This is a genomic window from Patulibacter minatonensis DSM 18081, assembly GCF_000519325.1.
In the GTDB taxonomy this organism is placed as follows: domain Bacteria; phylum Actinomycetota; class Thermoleophilia; order Solirubrobacterales; family Solirubrobacteraceae; genus Patulibacter; species Patulibacter minatonensis.
Window position 1 is genome coordinate 1,335,976 of the sequence record NZ_KI912613.1, and the last position, 16,527, is coordinate 1,352,502.

The window sequence follows — 16,527 nt, forward strand, 5'->3', positions numbered from 1 at the left end:
CGACGACCTGCGTCGTCGGTCGGGTCCGCCGCCCGGATGACGTTCGTCATGCCCTCCCGGTGACGATCGGCCCTGTCGCGGCCCGTGCCATGGGCGCATGATCGGTGGCACGCCCGGCGGACCCGCGACGGGGCGACCGACCGCGAGGACCACGCCGTGCCGAACCCGAGCTCCGAACCCCTGTCCAGCGTCGAGGGCCGTGCGGTCGTCGGAGGTGGTCGGCGGGCGGACGGACCATTCGCCCCGAGGGGGACCGTCCTGTCGTCCGCAGGTCCGCTCCTGGGTGGCGCTGTCGCGGCACCGCTGTTCATCGGCCTCCCCCCGATCCAGGAGGCGATGCGGGTGCCGGCGAGGGAGTGCTGAGGAGCAGGACCTGCCGGGGCTGATGCCTCAGGCGGTGGTGGCGGCGAAGACGGGGGTGCGGCGGGCGGGGGTGGTCTGCTGGTCGTTCTTGGTGCCGCGGTGGTGGGCGGCGGCCACGGCACCGAGGAGGGCGACGTTCAGGACGACCCAGGCGGTGAGGAGGACGAGCGCGATGACCATGTGATGGATCATGCGCTCGCGTCGGATCAGGTCGGGACCGTGGTTCGATCGGGTTCGTATCAGCGCGGGGGGATCGCGTTGGTTCTGCGCGCGTATTCCTTGATCGCGTATGTACGAGGGCTGGGAATGGTGCGCGAGGGGTGTGTGTGGTCGCGGCGCGGCCGGTCGACGGTCGTTCTTCCCACCTCCATCGCCGCACCCCCGTCGGCGAGGATGAGCCCGATGCCGGCGCGTCGTCGCCGGACCGCCCGCCGGTGATCCGCCGGTGCCACCAGGAGAACGCCGTGCTGCTGCAGGGGAAGACCGCGATCGTCTACGGGACCGGGGGGCTCGGGGCCGGCGTCGCCCGCGCGCTCGCGGGGGAGGGGGCGCGAGTGTTCGTCGCCGGGCGGACCGCGCGGACGGTCCTGGTGGGCGGCGGGCATGACCGGCACCACGGTCAACGTCACCTGCGGCCTCGTGCCGGGCTGACCGGCGCGCGTCCGGGCCGGTCGCGGCCCCGGGGCCGTGGACCGATGCGTCGGCGACCCGTCGTGCGGGCCAACGGCGCATCGCCCGGTCGCGTGCCGTGGACCGACGCGTCGGCGACCCGTCGTGCGGGCCGACGGCGCATCGCCCCGACCCCGGACCGCTTGCGCTCCCCGGCCCGACCCCGCTAGTGTCAAACATGACGGAGGCGTCAAGTTTGGCGACGCCGAGGGACGGCCGCCCCGCGCGGCCCCACGAGAGAGATCCACATGGCACGACACGAGCCCCGAGTCCTGGTCGGCCGCACGGCCGCGATCACCGGCGGTGCGCGAGGGATCGGCAAGGAGACCGCACGGGCGCTGCTCCGCGAGGGGATGAAGGTGGCGATCGGGGACCTCGACCTCGCGCTGGCCGAGTCCGCCGCCGCCGACCTCCGCGCGTCCGTGCCGGCCCGCGGCGGCGTCGCGGTCGAGGTCCGCGCCTACGCGCTCGACGTCGTCGACCGCGCCTCGGTCCGGGCGTTCGTCGACGCGGTCGAGGCCGACCTCGGCCCGATCGACGTCTTCGACAGCAACGCCGGGATCATGCCGCTCGGCACGTTCCTGCAGGAGTCCGACGAGAGCACCCGGAGGCAGCTCGACGTCAACGTGATGGGCGTCGTCAACTGCGCGAAGGAGATCCTGCCGCGGTTCGTCGACCGGGGACGCGGGCACCTCGTCAACGTCGCGTCGATGGCCGGCAAGGCCGGCTTCCCCGGGGCGGCGACGTACTGCGGGACGAAGCACTTCGTCGTCGGCCTGTCCGAGGCGATCCGGGGCGAGCTCCACCACGCCGGCTCGTCGGTCGACCTCAGCTGCGTCATGCCCGCGATCGTCCAGACCGACCTGTCGGCGGGCACGAAGGACACCCGCGGGGTCAAGAAGGTGACCCCGGAGGACGTCGCCCAGGCGATCGTGGACGTCCTGAAGGTCCCGCGGTTCGACGTGTACGTCCCGAAGTCCGCGGGCGTCGCGAACACGGTGATCGGCGTGCTGCCCCGCCGGGGTCGCGAGGGCGTCTCGCGGGCGCTCGGAGCGGACAAGGCGCTGATGGAGGCCGACCCGCACGCCCGCGCCGCGTACGAGCTGCGCGCCGCGGAGAGCGACCCGCACCTGACGGCGGGCACCGCGCCCCGGTCGCTCGCGCCCTGACGGTCGCGGTCGGGCCCGGCCGACGGACGGGCCGCGCGGTGCCACGTCCGCGGGTCGCGCGTCACGGACCCGCGCGAGCGACGGCCCCCGGACCCGCACGGACGGTCGCGGGCCCCGCGGGTCGCCCGCGGACCGACCCTCCCGCGCCGTCCGTCCCGGTATTACGATGGCGGGGATGAACGCGACGGGGTCCGGGCCGGCTTCCCGTCGCGACAGCCTGACCACGCCGATCGTCACGGCGTCGGCCGCCATCGCGGTCCTGCTCGCCGCGATCGTCGTCACGATGACCCTCGCGGTCGGCAACCTCCGCGACGCGGGCCGCGACTCCAGCCGCTCGGAGAACACGATCGTCCTCGTGACGACCGCGGAGCGGTACGTCGTCGACATGCAGACGAGCCTCCGCGGGTTCCTCGCGACGGGGGACGACACGTTCCTCGAACCGCTCCGCGCCGCCGACCTCGCGCTGCCGCGGCTCCTGCGCGACCTCGACCGGCAGGTCACGGATCCGTCGCAGCGCCGGCAGCTCGAGGTGATCACCCGGACGATCACGGAGTTCCGCAAGCGCATCGTGGCGTTCGTCGAGACGGCGCGGAAGGACCTTCCGGCCGCACGGCGGACGGTCGCCGCGACGAAGGGCGGCGGCACGGTCGCCGAGCTCCGCACGCGGTTCGCCCGGTTCATGACGGGGGAGGACGAGCGGGCCGCCGCGACCCGGCAGGAGGCCGACGACGCCGGCCGCCGGGGCATCCTCCTCGGGGTCGCCGGGGCGACGGCGTCGGTGCTCGCGGTCCTCCTGTTCGCGCTCTTCCTGCACCGCCGGGTCGTCCGGCCCGTCAAGCGGCTCGCGGCCGCCGTCCCGCAGCTGGGCCGCGGCGACCTGCAGGTGGAGGTCCCCGAGTACGGCGGCGAGCTCGGGCTGCTCGCCGGCGACTTCAACGCGATGGCGCGTCGCCTGCAGGAGCAGACCGACGAGGTCGAGGGCCAGACGGCCGAGGTCGAGGCGCAGCGCAACGACCTCGAGGGCACCTACGAGGCCCTGACCGACGAGAAGGCGTGGTCGGACCGCCTGTTGCGCTTCGTCGAGCAGCTCGTCGCGGAGGCCGGTGTCGAGGCGGTCTCCGAGCGCACCGTGCTGGCGATCCTGGACCTCGCCGGCGCGGACGCCGGCGCGGTCTGGCTCGTCGACACGGAGGGGACGCTCCGGCCGGCCGCGGCGGTCGGGGTCGCGCACGACCACGAGGTCACCTGCCGCGCACCCGAGATCGAGGTGCTGCGGACCGCGGCGTCCGACCGGCGCCCGGTCGCGCTCGCCGGCGCCGACACGTGCATCGAGGTCCCGGGCTTCGCGGGCCCGGTGCCCGCGTCGCACGAGCTCCACCTGCCCCTCCACGCCGGCGACGACCTCCTCGGCGGCGTGGTCGTCGGGCGCGTGGCCGACGCGCCGTTCAGGGCGGACGAGACCCGGCGAGCACGCGGGATGGTGGAGCAGGCGACCGTCGCGCTGGTCCGCGCGCTCGAGGTCGTCCGCGTCGCGCACCTCGGCGCGGCGAACGCGTCGATCCTGGAGGCCGCGACCTTCGGCGTCGTGCTGTTCGACCCGGACGGCAGCATCGCCCTGATGAACGCGTCGCTGCGGCGGATGTGGGAGGCCCTCGGCATCGACCCGGACAGCGACGACCGCGACGCGCGGGCGCGGCGCTTCATCGAGCTCGCCGTCGACCGGCAGCAGATGGAGGCCGACGTCCGGGCCGCGGTCGGCGACCCCCTTCTCCGCTTCCGGTTCGAGCTGCACGACCCGGGCGCCGACCGGTGGTTCCGGGCGATCACGGTGCCCGTCTTCGACGACGTGCGCACGTACATCGGCCGGATGGTCACGATCGAGGAGACCACCGAGCAGCGCGAGGTCCAGCGGCTCCGCGACGAGTTCACCGCGACGGTCACCCACGAGCTGCGGACCCCGCTGTCGGCCGTCGTGGCCGCGGTCGACCTGCTGTCGGACGAGTACGACGAGCCGACGCCGGGCCAGCAGCACTGGGGCGGCGTGATCCGGCGCAACGCCGACCGCCTGCTGCGACTCGTCGACGACCTCCTGACCGTCGCCCGCGCCGAGTCCGGGCAGTTCAGCCTCACCGCGGAGGACTGCGACCTCGCCGTCGTCGCCGGCGACGCCGTCGTCAGCGCCCGTGCCGCGGCCGCGCCCGCGGGCGTGACGGTCGAGCTCGTCGCCGAGCCCTCCCCGGCGCGGGCGGACGTCACGAGGATCGCCCAGGCCTGCGACAACCTGCTCTCGAACGCCGTCAAGTTCACGCCGTCGGGCGGGCTGATCCGGCTCACGATCGGACCGTGCACGACGGGCGGCGTCCGGATCGAGGTCGCCGACTCGGGATCCGGGATCCCGCAGGCCGAGCGTGAGCGGCTGTTCGACCGCTTCTACCGGACGACCGGCGCCACCCGCGCGGCGGTGCCCGGCACCGGCCTCGGCCTGACGATCACCCAGGCGATCGTCGTCGCGCACGGCGGCACGATCCGCGTGGAGGACGGCATCGACGGCGGCACGGCGTTCGTCATCGAGCTCCCCGCGGGCGGGCCTCCGGGCGACGACTGACGCCGCCGGCCTCCGGACGACGACGGACACCGCGCGGACGAGCCGCCGGGTGCCGTCCGCTCCGGCGCGCCCGAGCCCCGGGCGTCGACGACCTCAGCGCGCGGCGCCCGGAAGGCCGTCGCCCGCGGCGCCGGTCGGCGTCGGCCGGCCGGTGCGGCGCAGCCGAGCGGCCCAGCGCCGGCGCCGCTCGGGGCCGCGCAGCTCGGCCGCGACGGCCTGGAGCCGGTCGACGGCGCCGTCGGTGGGAACACCGGGGTCCGCGAGGACGCGGCGGTCGAGGACGCCGATCGCGGCGACGACGGCACCTCCGGCCTCGGCGACGAGGACCGGGGCGCGGGGGGTGCGCCCGCCGTCCTGCTCGGCGAGCCGGGCGAGGGCGGGGCCGTCGAGCGCGCCGGCATCGCGGACCACGACGCCGGCGGTCCGGGCGGCGCGGCCGCCGAGCATCGCCGTACGCGCGTCGGCCCGGCGGGCGACGGCGCGCGGCGCGGACGGGGTGGACGCGAGGAAGCGGTCGACCGGACTGGTGGACCGCGGCGCGTCGGTGCGCTCGGCGGTGTCGGGCGCGCGGTCGGCCGCAGTCGGGGTGGTGGGGTCTCGGGGGTCGGAGGAACGGGCCATGGACCGAAGGTGACAGCAACTGGCATTGCGATCCAGGGCCAATTGCGGCAGAGTGGTCTGCGATGACGCCCAGGAGCATCAGCAGCACGTCACTCGTCCGCCAGCTCGGCGAGTGGCGGGACGACGACCGCGCGGGCGCCGGGGGCGATCCGCTGTACGTGCAGCTCGCCGGGGCGATCCGGCTGCTGATCCTCGACGGCCGGGTGCCGCTCGACGTGCGGCTCCCGGGCGAGCGCGAGCTGGCGTCGGCGCTGGGGGTCAGCCGGACGACGGTCTCGACCGCGTTCGGCCGGCTCCGCGAGGAGGGGCACCTCGTCAGCCGTCACGGGTCCGGGAGCCGGACGAGCGTGCCCGCCGGCCCCGGCGGTCGCGTGATCGGGAGCCTGATCGCCGCCGACGACACGTTCGCGATCGACCTCGGCGCCGCCGCGCTCCCCGCGGCGCCGGGCGTGCACGCGGCCTACGCCGACGCGCTGGCCGCGCTCCCCGCCCACCTGCCCGGCCACGGCTACCAGGCGCTCGGCATCCCGGAGCTCCGCAGGGCGCTGGCCGACCGGTACACGGCGCGGGGGCTCCCGACGGTCCCCGAGCAGCTGCTCGTCACCAGCGGGGCGCAGCACGCGTTCGTCCTCGTCCTCCAGCTCCTGGCCGGTCCGGGCGACCGCGTCCTGATCGACCACCCGACGTACCCGCACGCGATCGACGCGATCCAGCGCGCGTCCTGTCGGCCTGTGCCGGTCGGGCTGCCCGGCAGCGGGTGGGACGTCGACGGCGTCGTCGCCGCGCTCCAGCAGACGGGGCCGCGTCTGGCGTACCTGCTGCCGGACTTCCACAACCCGACCGGGCGCTGCATGGATCCGGAGAGCCGGTCCCGCATCGCCGAGGCCGCGGCCCGCACCCGCACGACGCTCGTGATCGACGAGACGATGGTCGACCTCGGCCTCGAGGGCCCGCCGCCCGCGCCGTTCGCCGCGCACGACCCGACCGGTGGCGTCGTGATCACCGTCGGCGGGACGAGCAAGAGCTTCTGGGGCGGCCTGCGGGTCGGGTGGGTCCGCGCCGACGAGGGCACGATCGCGGGCCTCGGGGGCGTCCGGCCGGGCCTGGACCTCGGCACGCCGATCGTGGAGCAGCTGGCCGCAACGTCGCTCCTCACGGGGCACGAGTCCGGGCTCGTCGACCGCCGCGCGGCCCTGCGGGAGCGCCGGGACCGCCTGATCGCCGCGCTCGCCCGCGACCTGCCGGACTGGCGCGTCGAGCGGGCCCCGGGCGGCAACTCCCTGTGGGTCGAGCTCCCGGCCCCGGTCAGCTCGGCGCTCACCGCGTCGGCGGAGCGCCACGGCGTCCGCGTCGTCGCCGGTCCCCGGTTCGGCGTCGACGGCGCGTTCGAGCGGTTCCTCCGCCTGCCCTACACCCGGCCGGCGGAGGAGCTCGAGGACGCCGTCGCCCGCCTGGCGCGGGCCTACGAGGACCTCCGGGTCGCGCCGGGTCCGCGGGCGGTGCCGACGACGGCGACGGGCGCGGTGGTCTGACCCGCGCGGGCGTCGGGAGTTCCCCGATGTCGTGCCGGGGGACCGGTCCTACGGTGACGCTCACCCGTCGTCCGCAGACCGAGAAGGACCCCCGATGCACCCCGCCCGCCGTCGTTCCCTGCTGCTCACGCTCGTCGTGGGCTCCGTCGCCGCGGTGCCCGCGACCGCGTCGGCGGCCGGCACCGCCACGTTCGACGGCAGCGTCCTGCGCGTCGGCGAGGCGTCGCCCGGCGAGCAGAACGCGATCACGATCGGCATCCAGGAGGAGGGGCTCGTCGAGGTCTCCGACTTCGGCGCCGTGACCGCCGGTCCGGGGTGCGCGCCCAAGGAGACCGAGACGACGACCGCGGTCTGCCCGCTGCCGCCCGGCGGCGTCGAGGTCGTCACGGGCGGGGGCGACGACACCGTCGGCACCTACTACTCGCCCGTGGTGCGGCCCCTGGCCGACGGCGCCCTGCGCGTGGACCTCGGCGACGGGAACGACCGCTTCCTCGGCGGGGTCACCGGCGAGGTCGTCAGCGGCGGCGCGGGCAACGACGACCTGAAGGGCGGCCTCGGCGGCGACACGCTCGACGGCGGCGCGGGCGACGACACCGTCGAGGGTCAGGAGGGCGCCGACGTCGTCCGCGGCGGCGACGGGAACGACCTGCTGAAGGCCGACCAGTTCAGCGACTCCGGCGTCTTCGCGGACGTGATCGACGGCGGCGCCGGCTTCGACGTCCTGCAGGACTGGCGGCACACCGGCGGCGAGGCGACCGCGCCGGCGATCGACGTGCGGCTCGACGGCCTCGCCGACGACGGCCGGCCCGGCGAGGGCGACGACGTGCGCGGCGTCGAGCGGCTCGACTCCGGGAGCGCCGGCACGTTCGTCGGCGACGAGGGCGCGAACGAGTTCGTCGCGCCCGAGACCGGGGCGGCCGGCTCCTACTCCGGCGCGGGTGGTGCCGACCGCCTGCTCGCGGGCGACGCGCACGGCGACGTCGTCGACGGGGGCGCGGGGGACGACGACCTCTCCGGTGGCTTCGGCGACGACCGCATCGTCGGCGGTCCGGGCCGCGACGTCCTGGCCGGCGACCGCCCGGCGCGCTGCAACGAGCTCCACTGCGACATCGGTGGCGGCTTCGGCAACGACCTGATCGAGGCCCGCGATGGCGAGGTCGACTCGATCTCCTGCGGCCCCGGGACGGACACCGTGACGGCGGACCCCGACGACGTCGTCGCGGCCGACTGCGAGACCGTCGAGTGGGCGGTCTTCGACGGGGGCGGCGGCGACGGCGGGAAGAAGGACGGCGGGACCGCGAAGGCCACGGCGAAGCTCTCCGGGAAGACCGGGCTGCGGACGGTCCTGAAGCGCGGCCTCACGGTGAAGGTGACGGGTGCCACGGCGGGGCGGACCGTGACGGTGGCGCTCCGCGTCCCCGGCAGCACGGCGAAGCGCCTGCGGCTCGCGACGCGCCAGCGGGTCGTGACGGTCGCGACCGGGAAGGCGAAGGCCTCGAAGGCCGGGACCGCGACGGTCCGCGTGCGGTTCTCGGCGACGGCGCGCCGTCGGCTGGCGACGGTCCGGAAGGTCGGCGTGACGCTGCGGGCCACCGGGGCGGACGACCGGACGCTCACGCTGCGGCGGTGAGCCGCCGCGGCCGGGGCGCCGGGCCCGCCGTCCGCCCTCGCCCGCTCGCGGCGGCGGACCGCCCGGCCCGGCGCGCGGGCCATCGTCCATCCGTGTACTGCGCCCCGTCGTCCTCGCCCCGGAGGGCCGCGGCGCCGATCACGAGGGCATGGGGCCGGCCGTCGGCCCCGCCGGATCGCCGCCGTCCGATCCGTCCGCACCGTCTTCCGGGAGTCCGTCATGAGCACCGTCCGTTTCCCTCGCCCGAGCGCCCTCCACGGCGCGCGCGAGAAGCGGACGGCGCTCGACGAACCCGGGCGCCTGGCCCTCATGGCCGGGGGAGTCTTCGCCCTCGTCGCGCTGCCCGTGGGGTTGGTGGCGCTGTCGCTGCTGCTGCCGTAGCCGCGACGGGCGAACGCGCCGGAAACGGTCCCCGGACGCGTCCTCCGCGGCGCGTCCGGGCCGGCGTGCGTCCGGGGCCGCCCGCCCTTCCGGGCCGGCGTGCCGGCCCGGGGGCAAGACGTCCGGGCCCCGCCCCGGGTGCCACACTGCGCCGATGGGACCCGTGGTCCGCGGGGCGCTCTCGGCGCTGGCGGTCACGCTCGCGATCCTGGGCCTCGTCGCCGCCTACGTGCGGGCCGAGCTGGCGGAGCCCCAGGCGTTCGCCGATCGCGGCGTGACGGCGCTGCGCTCGGGACCGGTCCGCTCCGTCATCGCCGAGGAGGTCGCCGTCGACGTGCTCGAGCGGCGGTCGCCGAACCTCGTGGCCGCCCGGCCGCTGGTGCTGACCGCCGTGGACGCGGTGCTCGAGACCGATCGCTTCGAGCAGGTCCTGCGCCGCGCGGCGATCACCGCCCACGGGGTCCTGATCCGCGGCGACGACGACGTCGCGATCGAGCTGCGTGAGGTCCGGGAGGTGCTGCTGCCCGCGCTCCGCACCGCGTCGCCCGAGCTCGCGCGCAAGCTGCCGGGGGACCTGCGGCCGCAGATCGCCGAGATCCGGCGCTCCGACGCGGCGTCGCTGACCGTCCGCATCGCCGACCAGGCCCGCAACGTCGCCTGGCCGGCGCTCGGCGCGTCGCTGCTGCTGCTCGTCGCCCTCATCGCGACGGCACCCGACCGCCGGCGGACGGCGGCGGGCGTCGGGATCCGGATGATGGTCGGGAGCCTCCTGGCGGTCCTCGCGCTGTCGGGGCTCCAGTCGGAGGTCGTCGGCCACGTCGCCCCGGTCGGCGTGCTCTCGGAGGACCAGGTCCGCGCGGCGGCGGACGCGACGTGGGACGCGTTCGCCGGCGACCTGCGCACGCTGCTGATCGCGTTCGGCGTCGTCGGGCTGCTGCTGACGGCGAGCGTCCTGCTCGCCGCGCTGCGGGTGGACCGCGAGGCCGTCGTCCGCCGCGCCGCGATCGTCCTCGCCGGATCGCACCTGCCGACCGCCGGACGGGTCGGACGGGGCCTGGCGCTCGTCCTCGTCGGGGCGCTCCTGCTGCTCCGGCGCGGGCCGCTCTACGAGATCCTCGTCGTCCTGCTCGGCGGCGCGGTGGTGCTGCTCGGGCTGACCGAGATGGTCTCCACCCTTCGCGGCGCCCCCGACCCCGGGGTGTGCGTCCCGTCGCTCCCGGCCCGACGCCGGCGGCTCCTCACGGCGCTGGGGTCGGCCACCGCTGTGCTCGTCGCGGTGGGCGTGACGCTGGTGCTCGTGCTCCCCGGGGACGGTCCGCCGCCGCTGAAGGACGAGGAGATCACGACGTGCAACGGCTCCGCGGCGCTGTGCGGCAGGCGGCTGGACCAGGTCGTCTTCCCCGCGACCCACAACTCGATGTCGGCCGCGGACCGGCCCGGTTGGCTGTTCGCGAACCAGCGCCACCCGATCCCGCGGCAGCTCGACGACGGGATCCGCTGGCTGATGATCGACCCGCACTACGGGGTGAAGAACGCGCAGGGCCGGATCCGCACCGACCTGCAGGCGGAGGGCACGACGCGCAACCGCGTCGCGGCGGAGCTCGGGGCCGACGGCATCGGCGTCGCCGAGCGGCTGGCGGGCCGCCTGGGGCTCGTCCCTGCGGACGGGAAGCGCGGGATCTACCTCTGCCACTCGCTCTGCGAGCTCGGCGCGGAGCCGCTCGGTGGCACGCTCAAGAGCGTCCGTGGCTGGCTGGAGCGCAACCGGTCCGAGGTGCTCGTCCTGATGCTCGAGTCCAGCGTCGCGCCGAAGGAGATCGTCGCGGCGTTCGACAAGGCGGGCCTCGACCGCTACCTCGAGACGCTCCCGCGCGGCAGGCCGCTGCCGACCCTGCGCGACCTCGTCACGAGCGGCCGGCGGCTGGTCGTCCTCGACGAGGGCGACGGCGGCGGCGCCCCGTGGTTCCAGCCCGCGTTCGTCTTCGCGCAGAACACCGACATCGACGGCTTCACGAAGGACCCCCGCAGCTGCGGCGCCGGTCGCGGCACCCCGGACTCGCCGCTGCTGGTCCTGAACAACTGGGTCGACCGCTTCCCTCCGCCGGCCGCCGCCGCGGTCCGCGCCAACCGCGCCGCCGCGCTCCGGGACCGCGTCGCACGCTGCCGTCAGGTCCTCGGCCGCGCCCCGAACGCGATCGGCGTCGACTTCTACGACCGCGGCGACCTCCTGTCCGTCGTGCGGACGCTGAACGAGCGCGGGCCGGTCGGGCGCGAGGCACCGTAGGCCGGTCCGCCCGGTTCGCGCCGCCCGCGTCGGGTATCGACCGACGGCCCGCGACCCGTCCCGGGCCCCCGAACCGTGCTCGACCAGCCGATCGCCCTCTCGTCCTCCACCCGCAGCGTCGCCCGCCGACCGGTCGACGGGGTGCTCGGGGCGATCGGCGACACCCCGCTCGTCCACCTGCGGCGGTACCCCGACCGCCGCGACGTCGCCTTCTTCGCGAAGCTCGAGGCGACGAACCCCGGCGGCAGCGCCAAGGACCGCCCGGCCGCGCGGATGCTCGACGACGCGTGGGCCCGCGGGCTCGTCGGCCCCGGGTCGACGGTCGTCGAGTCGAGCTCCGGCAACATGGGCGTCGGCCTCGCGCAGGCCTGCCGGTGCCGCGACCTGGCGTTCGTCTGCGTCGTCGACAGCCGCGCGAACGTCGCGAACGTCCGGACGATGGAGGCCCTCGGCGCGGACGTCCGCATCGTCACCCGACCGGATCCCGAGACGGGGGACCTGCTGACCGCCCGCCGGGCGCTGGTGGCGGAGATCGTCGCCGCGACGCCGGGGGCGTTCCGCCCCGACCAGTACGCGAATCCCGAGAACGCGGGGGCGCACGAGCACGGGACGATGCGCGAGATCGTCGAGGCCCTCGACGGCCGGCTCGACGTGCTGCTCGTCGCGACCAGCACGACCGGCACGCTGCGCGGCTGCGTCGACGCGCTCCGGGCCCACGGCCTGCACGACACGACGGTGGTGGCGGTCGACGCGGTCGGCAGCGCGCTCTTCGGCGGCGAGCGCGGCCGGCGGATGCTGCCGGGCTTCGGCGCGGGCATGCGGACGGAGCTCTCCGAGTCCGCCGACTTCGACCGGCTCGAGCGCGTCGCGGACCTCGACTGCGTCGTCGGCTGCCGTCGGCTCGCGTTGCGGGAGGGCCTCCTGGCCGGGGCGTCCGGCGGGGCGGTCGCCGCGGCGTTCGACCGGATCGCGCCCGGCCTCGAGCCGGGGTCGCGCTGCGCGGCGATCCTGCACGACGGCGGCACCCGGTACCTCGAGACGGTCTACGACGACGCCTGGGTCGCGCGCGAGCTCGACTGCCCGCCGGCACGGCTCGCGGCGTTGGTGGACGGGACGCCGGGGAGCGGCCGATGAGCGAGGCGACGCCCCTCCGCGTCGCGATCGTCGGGCTCGGGCCGAAGGGCCTCTTCGCCCTGGAGCGGCTGCTCGAGCACGCCGCCGGTCCCCTCGAGGTCGACGTCTTCGAGCCGCACCGCGCCCCCGGTGCCGGCCCGGTCTACGACCCCCACCAGCCGTCGTGGCTCCTGATGAACAACGCGGCGGAGCACGTCGACCTGTGGTGGCCGGGCGGGACCCGGGTGCCGGTCGAGGAGCGGCGTCCGTTCGTCGCGTGGAACGCGGGCGGGCCGGGCGGCCGCGGGTCGTTCGTCCCGCGCGCGGCGGTCGGCGCGTACCTCGAGGACGGCCTCCGCACCGTGCTCGCCCACGCCCCCGACGGCGTGGTCGTCCGCGTGCACCCCGTCCGCGTCCGCGAGGTCCGGCGGACCGCGACCGGCTGGCACGTCGACACCGGCGCGGCGACGGCGGAGGCCGACCACGACGAGGTGCTGCTCGCCACCGGCCACGCGCGCGGGCCCGACCCGCTGCTGGAGGCGTCGTGGTCCGGTCCGGCCCGCCTCGTGCCCGGGGTGTTCCCGGTCGAGCGGCGGCTCACCCCGTCCGTCGTCCCGCCGGGCTCCACCGTCGGGATCCGCGGCTTCGCGCTGACCGCGATCGACGCGATCCTCGCCCTGACCGAGGGCCGTGGCGGGTCCTTCCTGCCCGACGCGCGCCCCGGTCGCCTGCGGTACGTGCCGCCCGCCCCGGACCGCACCGCCGGGCCGCCGCGGTCGATCGTCCCGTTCTCGCGGACCGGCGAGCCGATGCACCCGAAGCCCGCGACGGGCCTGCACGACGGCGAGCCGGGACTCGACCAGGACGTCGAGGCCGCGGTCGAGCGGATCCGGGCGCTTCCCGGTCGCGACGCGGCGACCGTCCGCGCGCTGGCCGCGGAGGTCGCGGCGGTGGCCGCGGCGGCGCTCGACGCGATCGGCGGGCCGGCCGACGACGAGGCGCACGCCCCGCGGGCCTGGACCGACGCCGTGCTCGACGGCCGCCTGCCGGACGCGTCGGACCCGGCGGCCGTCCTCGGTCGCGCGCTCGACGTCGCCGTCGGCGTGCGACCGGCGGGGACCGCCTGGGCGCTCGGCCACGCGTGGCGGACGCTCTACCCCGCGATCGCCGGACGGTGCGCGGGCGACGCGCTCGACGACGACGGCTGGGCCACGTTCCGGGCGCTCGCCGTCGCGTTCGAGCGCATCGCGTTCGGCCCGGCACCGGTGAACGTCGCGAAGCTCCTGGCCCTCGCCGAGGCGGGGGTGCTCGACCTGCGGCACGCGCGCGGGACGATCGACCACGTCGCGGCGGACGACGGGCCGATCGTGGCCGTCGGAACCGCACGCGGGATGGACCCGTCGTCGGGCGCGGCGTCCTCGGACCCGCCCGCCGTGCCCCGCACCGTCGTCCGGTCCGCGGCGGGCGAGCAGCCGGTCGACGTCGTCGTCGACGCGGTCCTCGCCCCGCCCGGCGTCCCCGCCCACGCGGACGGACCCGCCGCCCGGCTGATCGCCGGCCACCACGCCAGGCTGCTGGCCGGCCGGCGCGGCCTCGACGTGCTCCCCGACGGCACCTGCCGCGCCGCCGACGGCACGCCGAGCAGCGGCCTCGCGGCGGTCGGCCGACCGACCGAGGACGCCGAGATCGGCCACGACACCCTCTCCCGCACGCTCCACGCGCAGACCGACCGCTGGGCCCGCCGCGTCGCCGCGCGCGCCACGGCGTCCCACCCGACGACGACCTCCGAGGTGACGGCGTGAGCACGACCCACGACGCAGAGGACGCCCGCACGACCACCACCCACGGCGCGGGGGACGCCCGCACCACCGCGACCACCGGACCGGGACCCACCGCCCTGCGGCCCATGGCGGACGACCTCGGCCTCCGCGACCGCTGTCACGGCGCGGCCCCGCTGACCGCGCGACTGGAGCCCTGGCTGGAGGACGTCCTCGCCCGGCCCGACGACCTCGCCGCGTGGCTCGCCGAGCACGGGTCGCCGCTGAACCTGCTGCACCCCGGAGCGATGGAGCAGAACGCGGAGGCGCTGCTGGTCGCCGCGGACGCGCACGACCTGGACCTCGGGATCTTCTTCGCGCGGAAGGCGAACAAGGGCCTGGCGTTCGTCGACGAGGCGCTGCGGCTCGGTCTCGGGGTCGACGTGGCGAGCGAGCGCGAGCTCCGGCAGGTCCTCGACCGCGGCGTGCCGGCGGAGCGGATCGTCCTGACCGCGGCGGTGAAGTCCGCGTCGCTCCTGGACCTCGCGGTCCGCACGCGGCCGACCGTCGCCCTCGACAACGCCGACGAGCTGGACGCGCTGCTCCTCGCGGCGCACGACACCCCCGACCCGGTCCCGGTGGCGCTGCGGCTCGCGCCCGCCCTCGGTCCGGACCGGCCACAGACCCGGTTCGGGCTGCCGGCGGACGCGTGGCTGCGGCTCGTCGACCGCGGCGGGCAGGCCCCGGGACGTGGCGGCGGCCTCACGATCACGGGCGTCCACTTCCACCTCGACGGCTACGACGCCGGCGAGCGCGCGGTCGCGATCGGGCAGGCGACGGAGCTCGTCGACGCGCTCCGCGAGCGCGGGCACCGCCCGGCGTTCGTCGACATCGGCGGCGGCATCCCGATGTCGTACCTCGACGACGGCGACGAGTGGGAGCGCTTCTGGGACGCGCACCGCGCCGCGCTGTCGGGCGACGGTCCGCCGCAGACGTTCGGCGGCCACGGCCTGGGGTTCGCCGTCGACGACGGACGCCTGCGCGGTCGCTGGGGCGGCTACCCGTACCACCAGACCGGGGTGCGGGGCGCTTGGCTGCACGGGCTGCTCGCCCACCCGGTCGCGCCCGGCGGTCCCACGGCGGCCGACGCGCTCCGGTCCCGCGGCCTCGAGCTCCGCTGCGAGCCCGGCCGCTCCCTGCTCGACGGCTGCGGCGCGACGGTCGCGCGCGTCGCCTTCCGCAAGCCGCGCGACGACGGCTCGTGGCTGGTCGGCCTGGAGATGAACCGCACCCAGTGCCGGACGACGTCGGACGACTTCCTCGTCGACCCGCTCGTGGTCCGGCCGGCGAGCGCGGACGGTGGCTCGCCGTCGCCCGACCCGGTGGCCGACGCGGCGATCGAGGGCCACCTGGTCGGCGCGTACTGCATCGAGCGCGAGCTCCTGACGTGGCGTCGCCTGCGCTTCCCGCACGGCGTCGCGGTCGGCGACCTCGTCGTGTTCCCGAACACGGCGGGCTACCTGATGCACATCCTCGAGAGCGCGTCGCACCAGATCCCGCTGGCCCGGAACGTCGTCGTCGGCCGGGACGGCGTGCGCCCGGACCCGATCGACGCCGCGGCCTGACGGGGCCCGTCAGGCCGGCGCCCCCGTGTTCTGCGCGAGCTGGTCGGCGAAGGCGCGCGCGTAGGCCGGCCGCGCCTCGCCCCGGGCGACGTAGGCGGCGAGGTTCGGGAACTCGTCGAGCAGCCCGGGCGGCCGGACGCGGAGCAGCACGGAGACCATCATCAGGTCGCCGGCGCTGAAGTCGCCGTCGAGCCAGTCGGCGTCCCCGAGCCGGTCGGAGAGGGGACGCAGGCGGTCGCGGACGCGGTCCTTGACGATCGGCAGGCGATCCTGCGCCCACGGCTGGTCGCGCTCGAAGATCACGGCGGCGGAGAGCTCGAGGATCGGCGGCTCCACGGTGTTGACCGCCGCGAACATCCACGAGATCGCCCGGGCGCGCCCTCCGGCGTCCGCCGGGAAGAGACCCTCGTGCCGCTCGGCGAGGTGCAGGACGATCGCCCCGGTCTCGAAGATCGCCAGGTCGTCCTGCTCGAACGTCGGGATCAGCCCGAACGGGTGGATCGCGAGGTGCGCGGGCTCCTTCTTGGCCTCGAAGGACAGCGGGCGCACGTCGTAGCGCAGGCCCACCTCCTCGAGCGCCCAACGGACGCGGGTGTCGCGGGCGAGCCCTCGGCCGCCGTCGGGGGAGCGTTGAAACGCGGTGATGGTGATGTCGCTGGAGGAGGTCATGCCCCAGGGACGGGACGGTCCACGCGGACTCATCGGGCGATGCCGAACGCGCCACGTCCTCGGCGCTGTGGGTCGGTACGTTCGCCACCGGTGGGGTGGCAGACGTGCC

At 76.4% G+C, this 16,527-nt stretch carries 12 protein-coding genes; 9 read left to right on the forward strand and 3 right to left on the reverse strand.

Annotated elements, in window-relative coordinates; translation table 11 throughout:
• Positions 1–390: 390 nt before the first annotated feature.
• Positions 391–543 (reverse strand): hypothetical protein, encoded by a 153-nt coding sequence (locus tag PATMI_RS36485; protein ID WP_157260639.1) that lies wholly within the window; start codon positions 541–543, stop codon positions 391–393.
• A gap of 737 nt (positions 544–1,280) precedes the next feature.
• Here PATMI_RS36485 and PATMI_RS0106115 point away from each other — a divergent pair.
• Together PATMI_RS0106115 and PATMI_RS34000 are read left to right on the forward strand one after the other, a co-directional pair.
• Positions 1,281–2,201, forward strand: coding sequence for an SDR family oxidoreductase (locus tag PATMI_RS0106115; RefSeq protein ID WP_026910240.1), 921 nt, complete (start codon positions 1,281–1,283; stop codon positions 2,199–2,201).
• Positions 2,202–2,376: 175 nt separating this feature from the next.
• Complete coding sequence (locus PATMI_RS34000; protein WP_026910241.1) at positions 2,377–4,806, forward strand: ATP-binding protein; 2,430 nt, start codon at positions 2,377–2,379, stop codon at positions 4,804–4,806.
• Between the two features lie 93 nt (positions 4,807–4,899).
• Here PATMI_RS34000 and PATMI_RS0106125 read toward each other — a convergent pair whose 3' ends face one another.
• A complete protein-coding gene (locus PATMI_RS0106125) occupies positions 4,900–5,427 on the reverse strand; it encodes a hypothetical protein (RefSeq protein WP_026910242.1) in 528 nt (175 codons plus the stop codon).
• A 62-nt stretch (positions 5,428–5,489) separates the two neighbouring features.
• On the opposite strand from PATMI_RS0106125, the gene yczR reads away from it, so the two are divergent.
• From yczR to PATMI_RS27850, 7 genes are all read left to right on the forward strand, one after another.
• Complete coding sequence (gene yczR / locus PATMI_RS0106130) at positions 5,490–6,959, forward strand: MocR-like transcription factor YczR (protein WP_051471120.1); 1,470 nt, start codon at positions 5,490–5,492, stop codon at positions 6,957–6,959.
• 94 nt (positions 6,960–7,053) lie between these two features.
• Positions 7,054–8,589 carry a calcium-binding protein gene (locus PATMI_RS0106135; RefSeq protein ID WP_026910244.1) on the forward strand — a complete coding sequence of 512 codons (1,536 nt, stop codon included), beginning with the start codon at positions 7,054–7,056 and terminating at the stop codon, positions 8,587–8,589.
• 219 nt (positions 8,590–8,808) lie between these two features.
• Positions 8,809–8,970: a hypothetical protein gene (locus PATMI_RS36490; RefSeq protein WP_157260641.1), complete on the forward strand. Its 162-nt coding sequence runs from the start codon at positions 8,809–8,811 to the stop codon at positions 8,968–8,970.
• A gap of 154 nt (positions 8,971–9,124) precedes the next feature.
• A complete protein-coding gene (locus PATMI_RS0106145; protein WP_026910245.1) occupies positions 9,125–11,254 on the forward strand; it encodes a phosphoinositide-specific phospholipase C-related protein in 2,130 nt (709 codons plus the stop codon).
• A 75-nt stretch (positions 11,255–11,329) separates the two neighbouring features.
• Positions 11,330–12,388, forward strand: a complete 1,059-nt coding sequence (locus tag PATMI_RS27845) for a pyridoxal-phosphate dependent enzyme (RefSeq protein ID WP_051471121.1) — start codon at positions 11,330–11,332, stop codon at positions 12,386–12,388.
• Positions 12,385–14,169, forward strand: coding sequence for an FAD/NAD(P)-binding protein (locus tag PATMI_RS0106155; RefSeq protein ID WP_026910246.1), 1,785 nt, complete (start codon positions 12,385–12,387; stop codon positions 14,167–14,169). Before PATMI_RS27845 ends, PATMI_RS0106155 begins: the two co-directional genes overlap by 4 nt.
• Positions 14,166–15,749: a Y4yA family PLP-dependent enzyme gene (locus PATMI_RS27850; RefSeq protein ID WP_157260642.1), complete on the forward strand. Its 1,584-nt coding sequence runs from the start codon at positions 14,166–14,168 to the stop codon at positions 15,747–15,749. Before PATMI_RS0106155 ends, PATMI_RS27850 begins: the two co-directional genes overlap by 4 nt.
• Before the next feature lie 9 nt (positions 15,750–15,758).
• On the opposite strand, the gene PATMI_RS0106165 is transcribed toward PATMI_RS27850, so the two are convergent.
• Entirely contained in the window at positions 15,759–16,418 is a 660-nt protein-coding gene (locus tag PATMI_RS0106165; protein WP_026910247.1) for a glutathione S-transferase family protein, read from the reverse strand.
• Positions 16,419–16,527 lie beyond the last annotated feature (109 nt).

Coding starts and splice junctions, on each gene's coding strand:
- PATMI_RS36485 (WP_157260639.1), bottom strand. CDS start 543: ATGGTCATCGCGCTCGTCCTCCTCACCGCCTGGGTCGTCCTGAACGTC.
- PATMI_RS0106115 (WP_026910240.1), top strand. CDS start 1,281: ATGGCACGACACGAGCCCCGAGTCCTGGTCGGCCGCACGGCCGCGATC.
- PATMI_RS34000 (WP_026910241.1), top strand. CDS start 2,377: ATGAACGCGACGGGGTCCGGGCCGGCTTCCCGTCGCGACAGCCTGACC.
- PATMI_RS0106125 (WP_026910242.1), bottom strand. CDS start 5,427: ATGGCCCGTTCCTCCGACCCCCGAGACCCCACCACCCCGACTGCGGCC.
- yczR (WP_051471120.1), top strand. CDS start 5,490: ATGACGCCCAGGAGCATCAGCAGCACGTCACTCGTCCGCCAGCTCGGC.
- PATMI_RS0106135 (WP_026910244.1), top strand. CDS start 7,054: ATGCACCCCGCCCGCCGTCGTTCCCTGCTGCTCACGCTCGTCGTGGGC.
- PATMI_RS36490 (WP_157260641.1), top strand. CDS start 8,809: ATGAGCACCGTCCGTTTCCCTCGCCCGAGCGCCCTCCACGGCGCGCGC.
- PATMI_RS0106145 (WP_026910245.1), top strand. CDS start 9,125: ATGGGACCCGTGGTCCGCGGGGCGCTCTCGGCGCTGGCGGTCACGCTC.
- PATMI_RS0106155 (WP_026910246.1), top strand. CDS start 12,385: ATGAGCGAGGCGACGCCCCTCCGCGTCGCGATCGTCGGGCTCGGGCCG.
- PATMI_RS0106165 (WP_026910247.1), bottom strand. CDS start 16,418: ATGACCTCCTCCAGCGACATCACCATCACCGCGTTTCAACGCTCCCCC.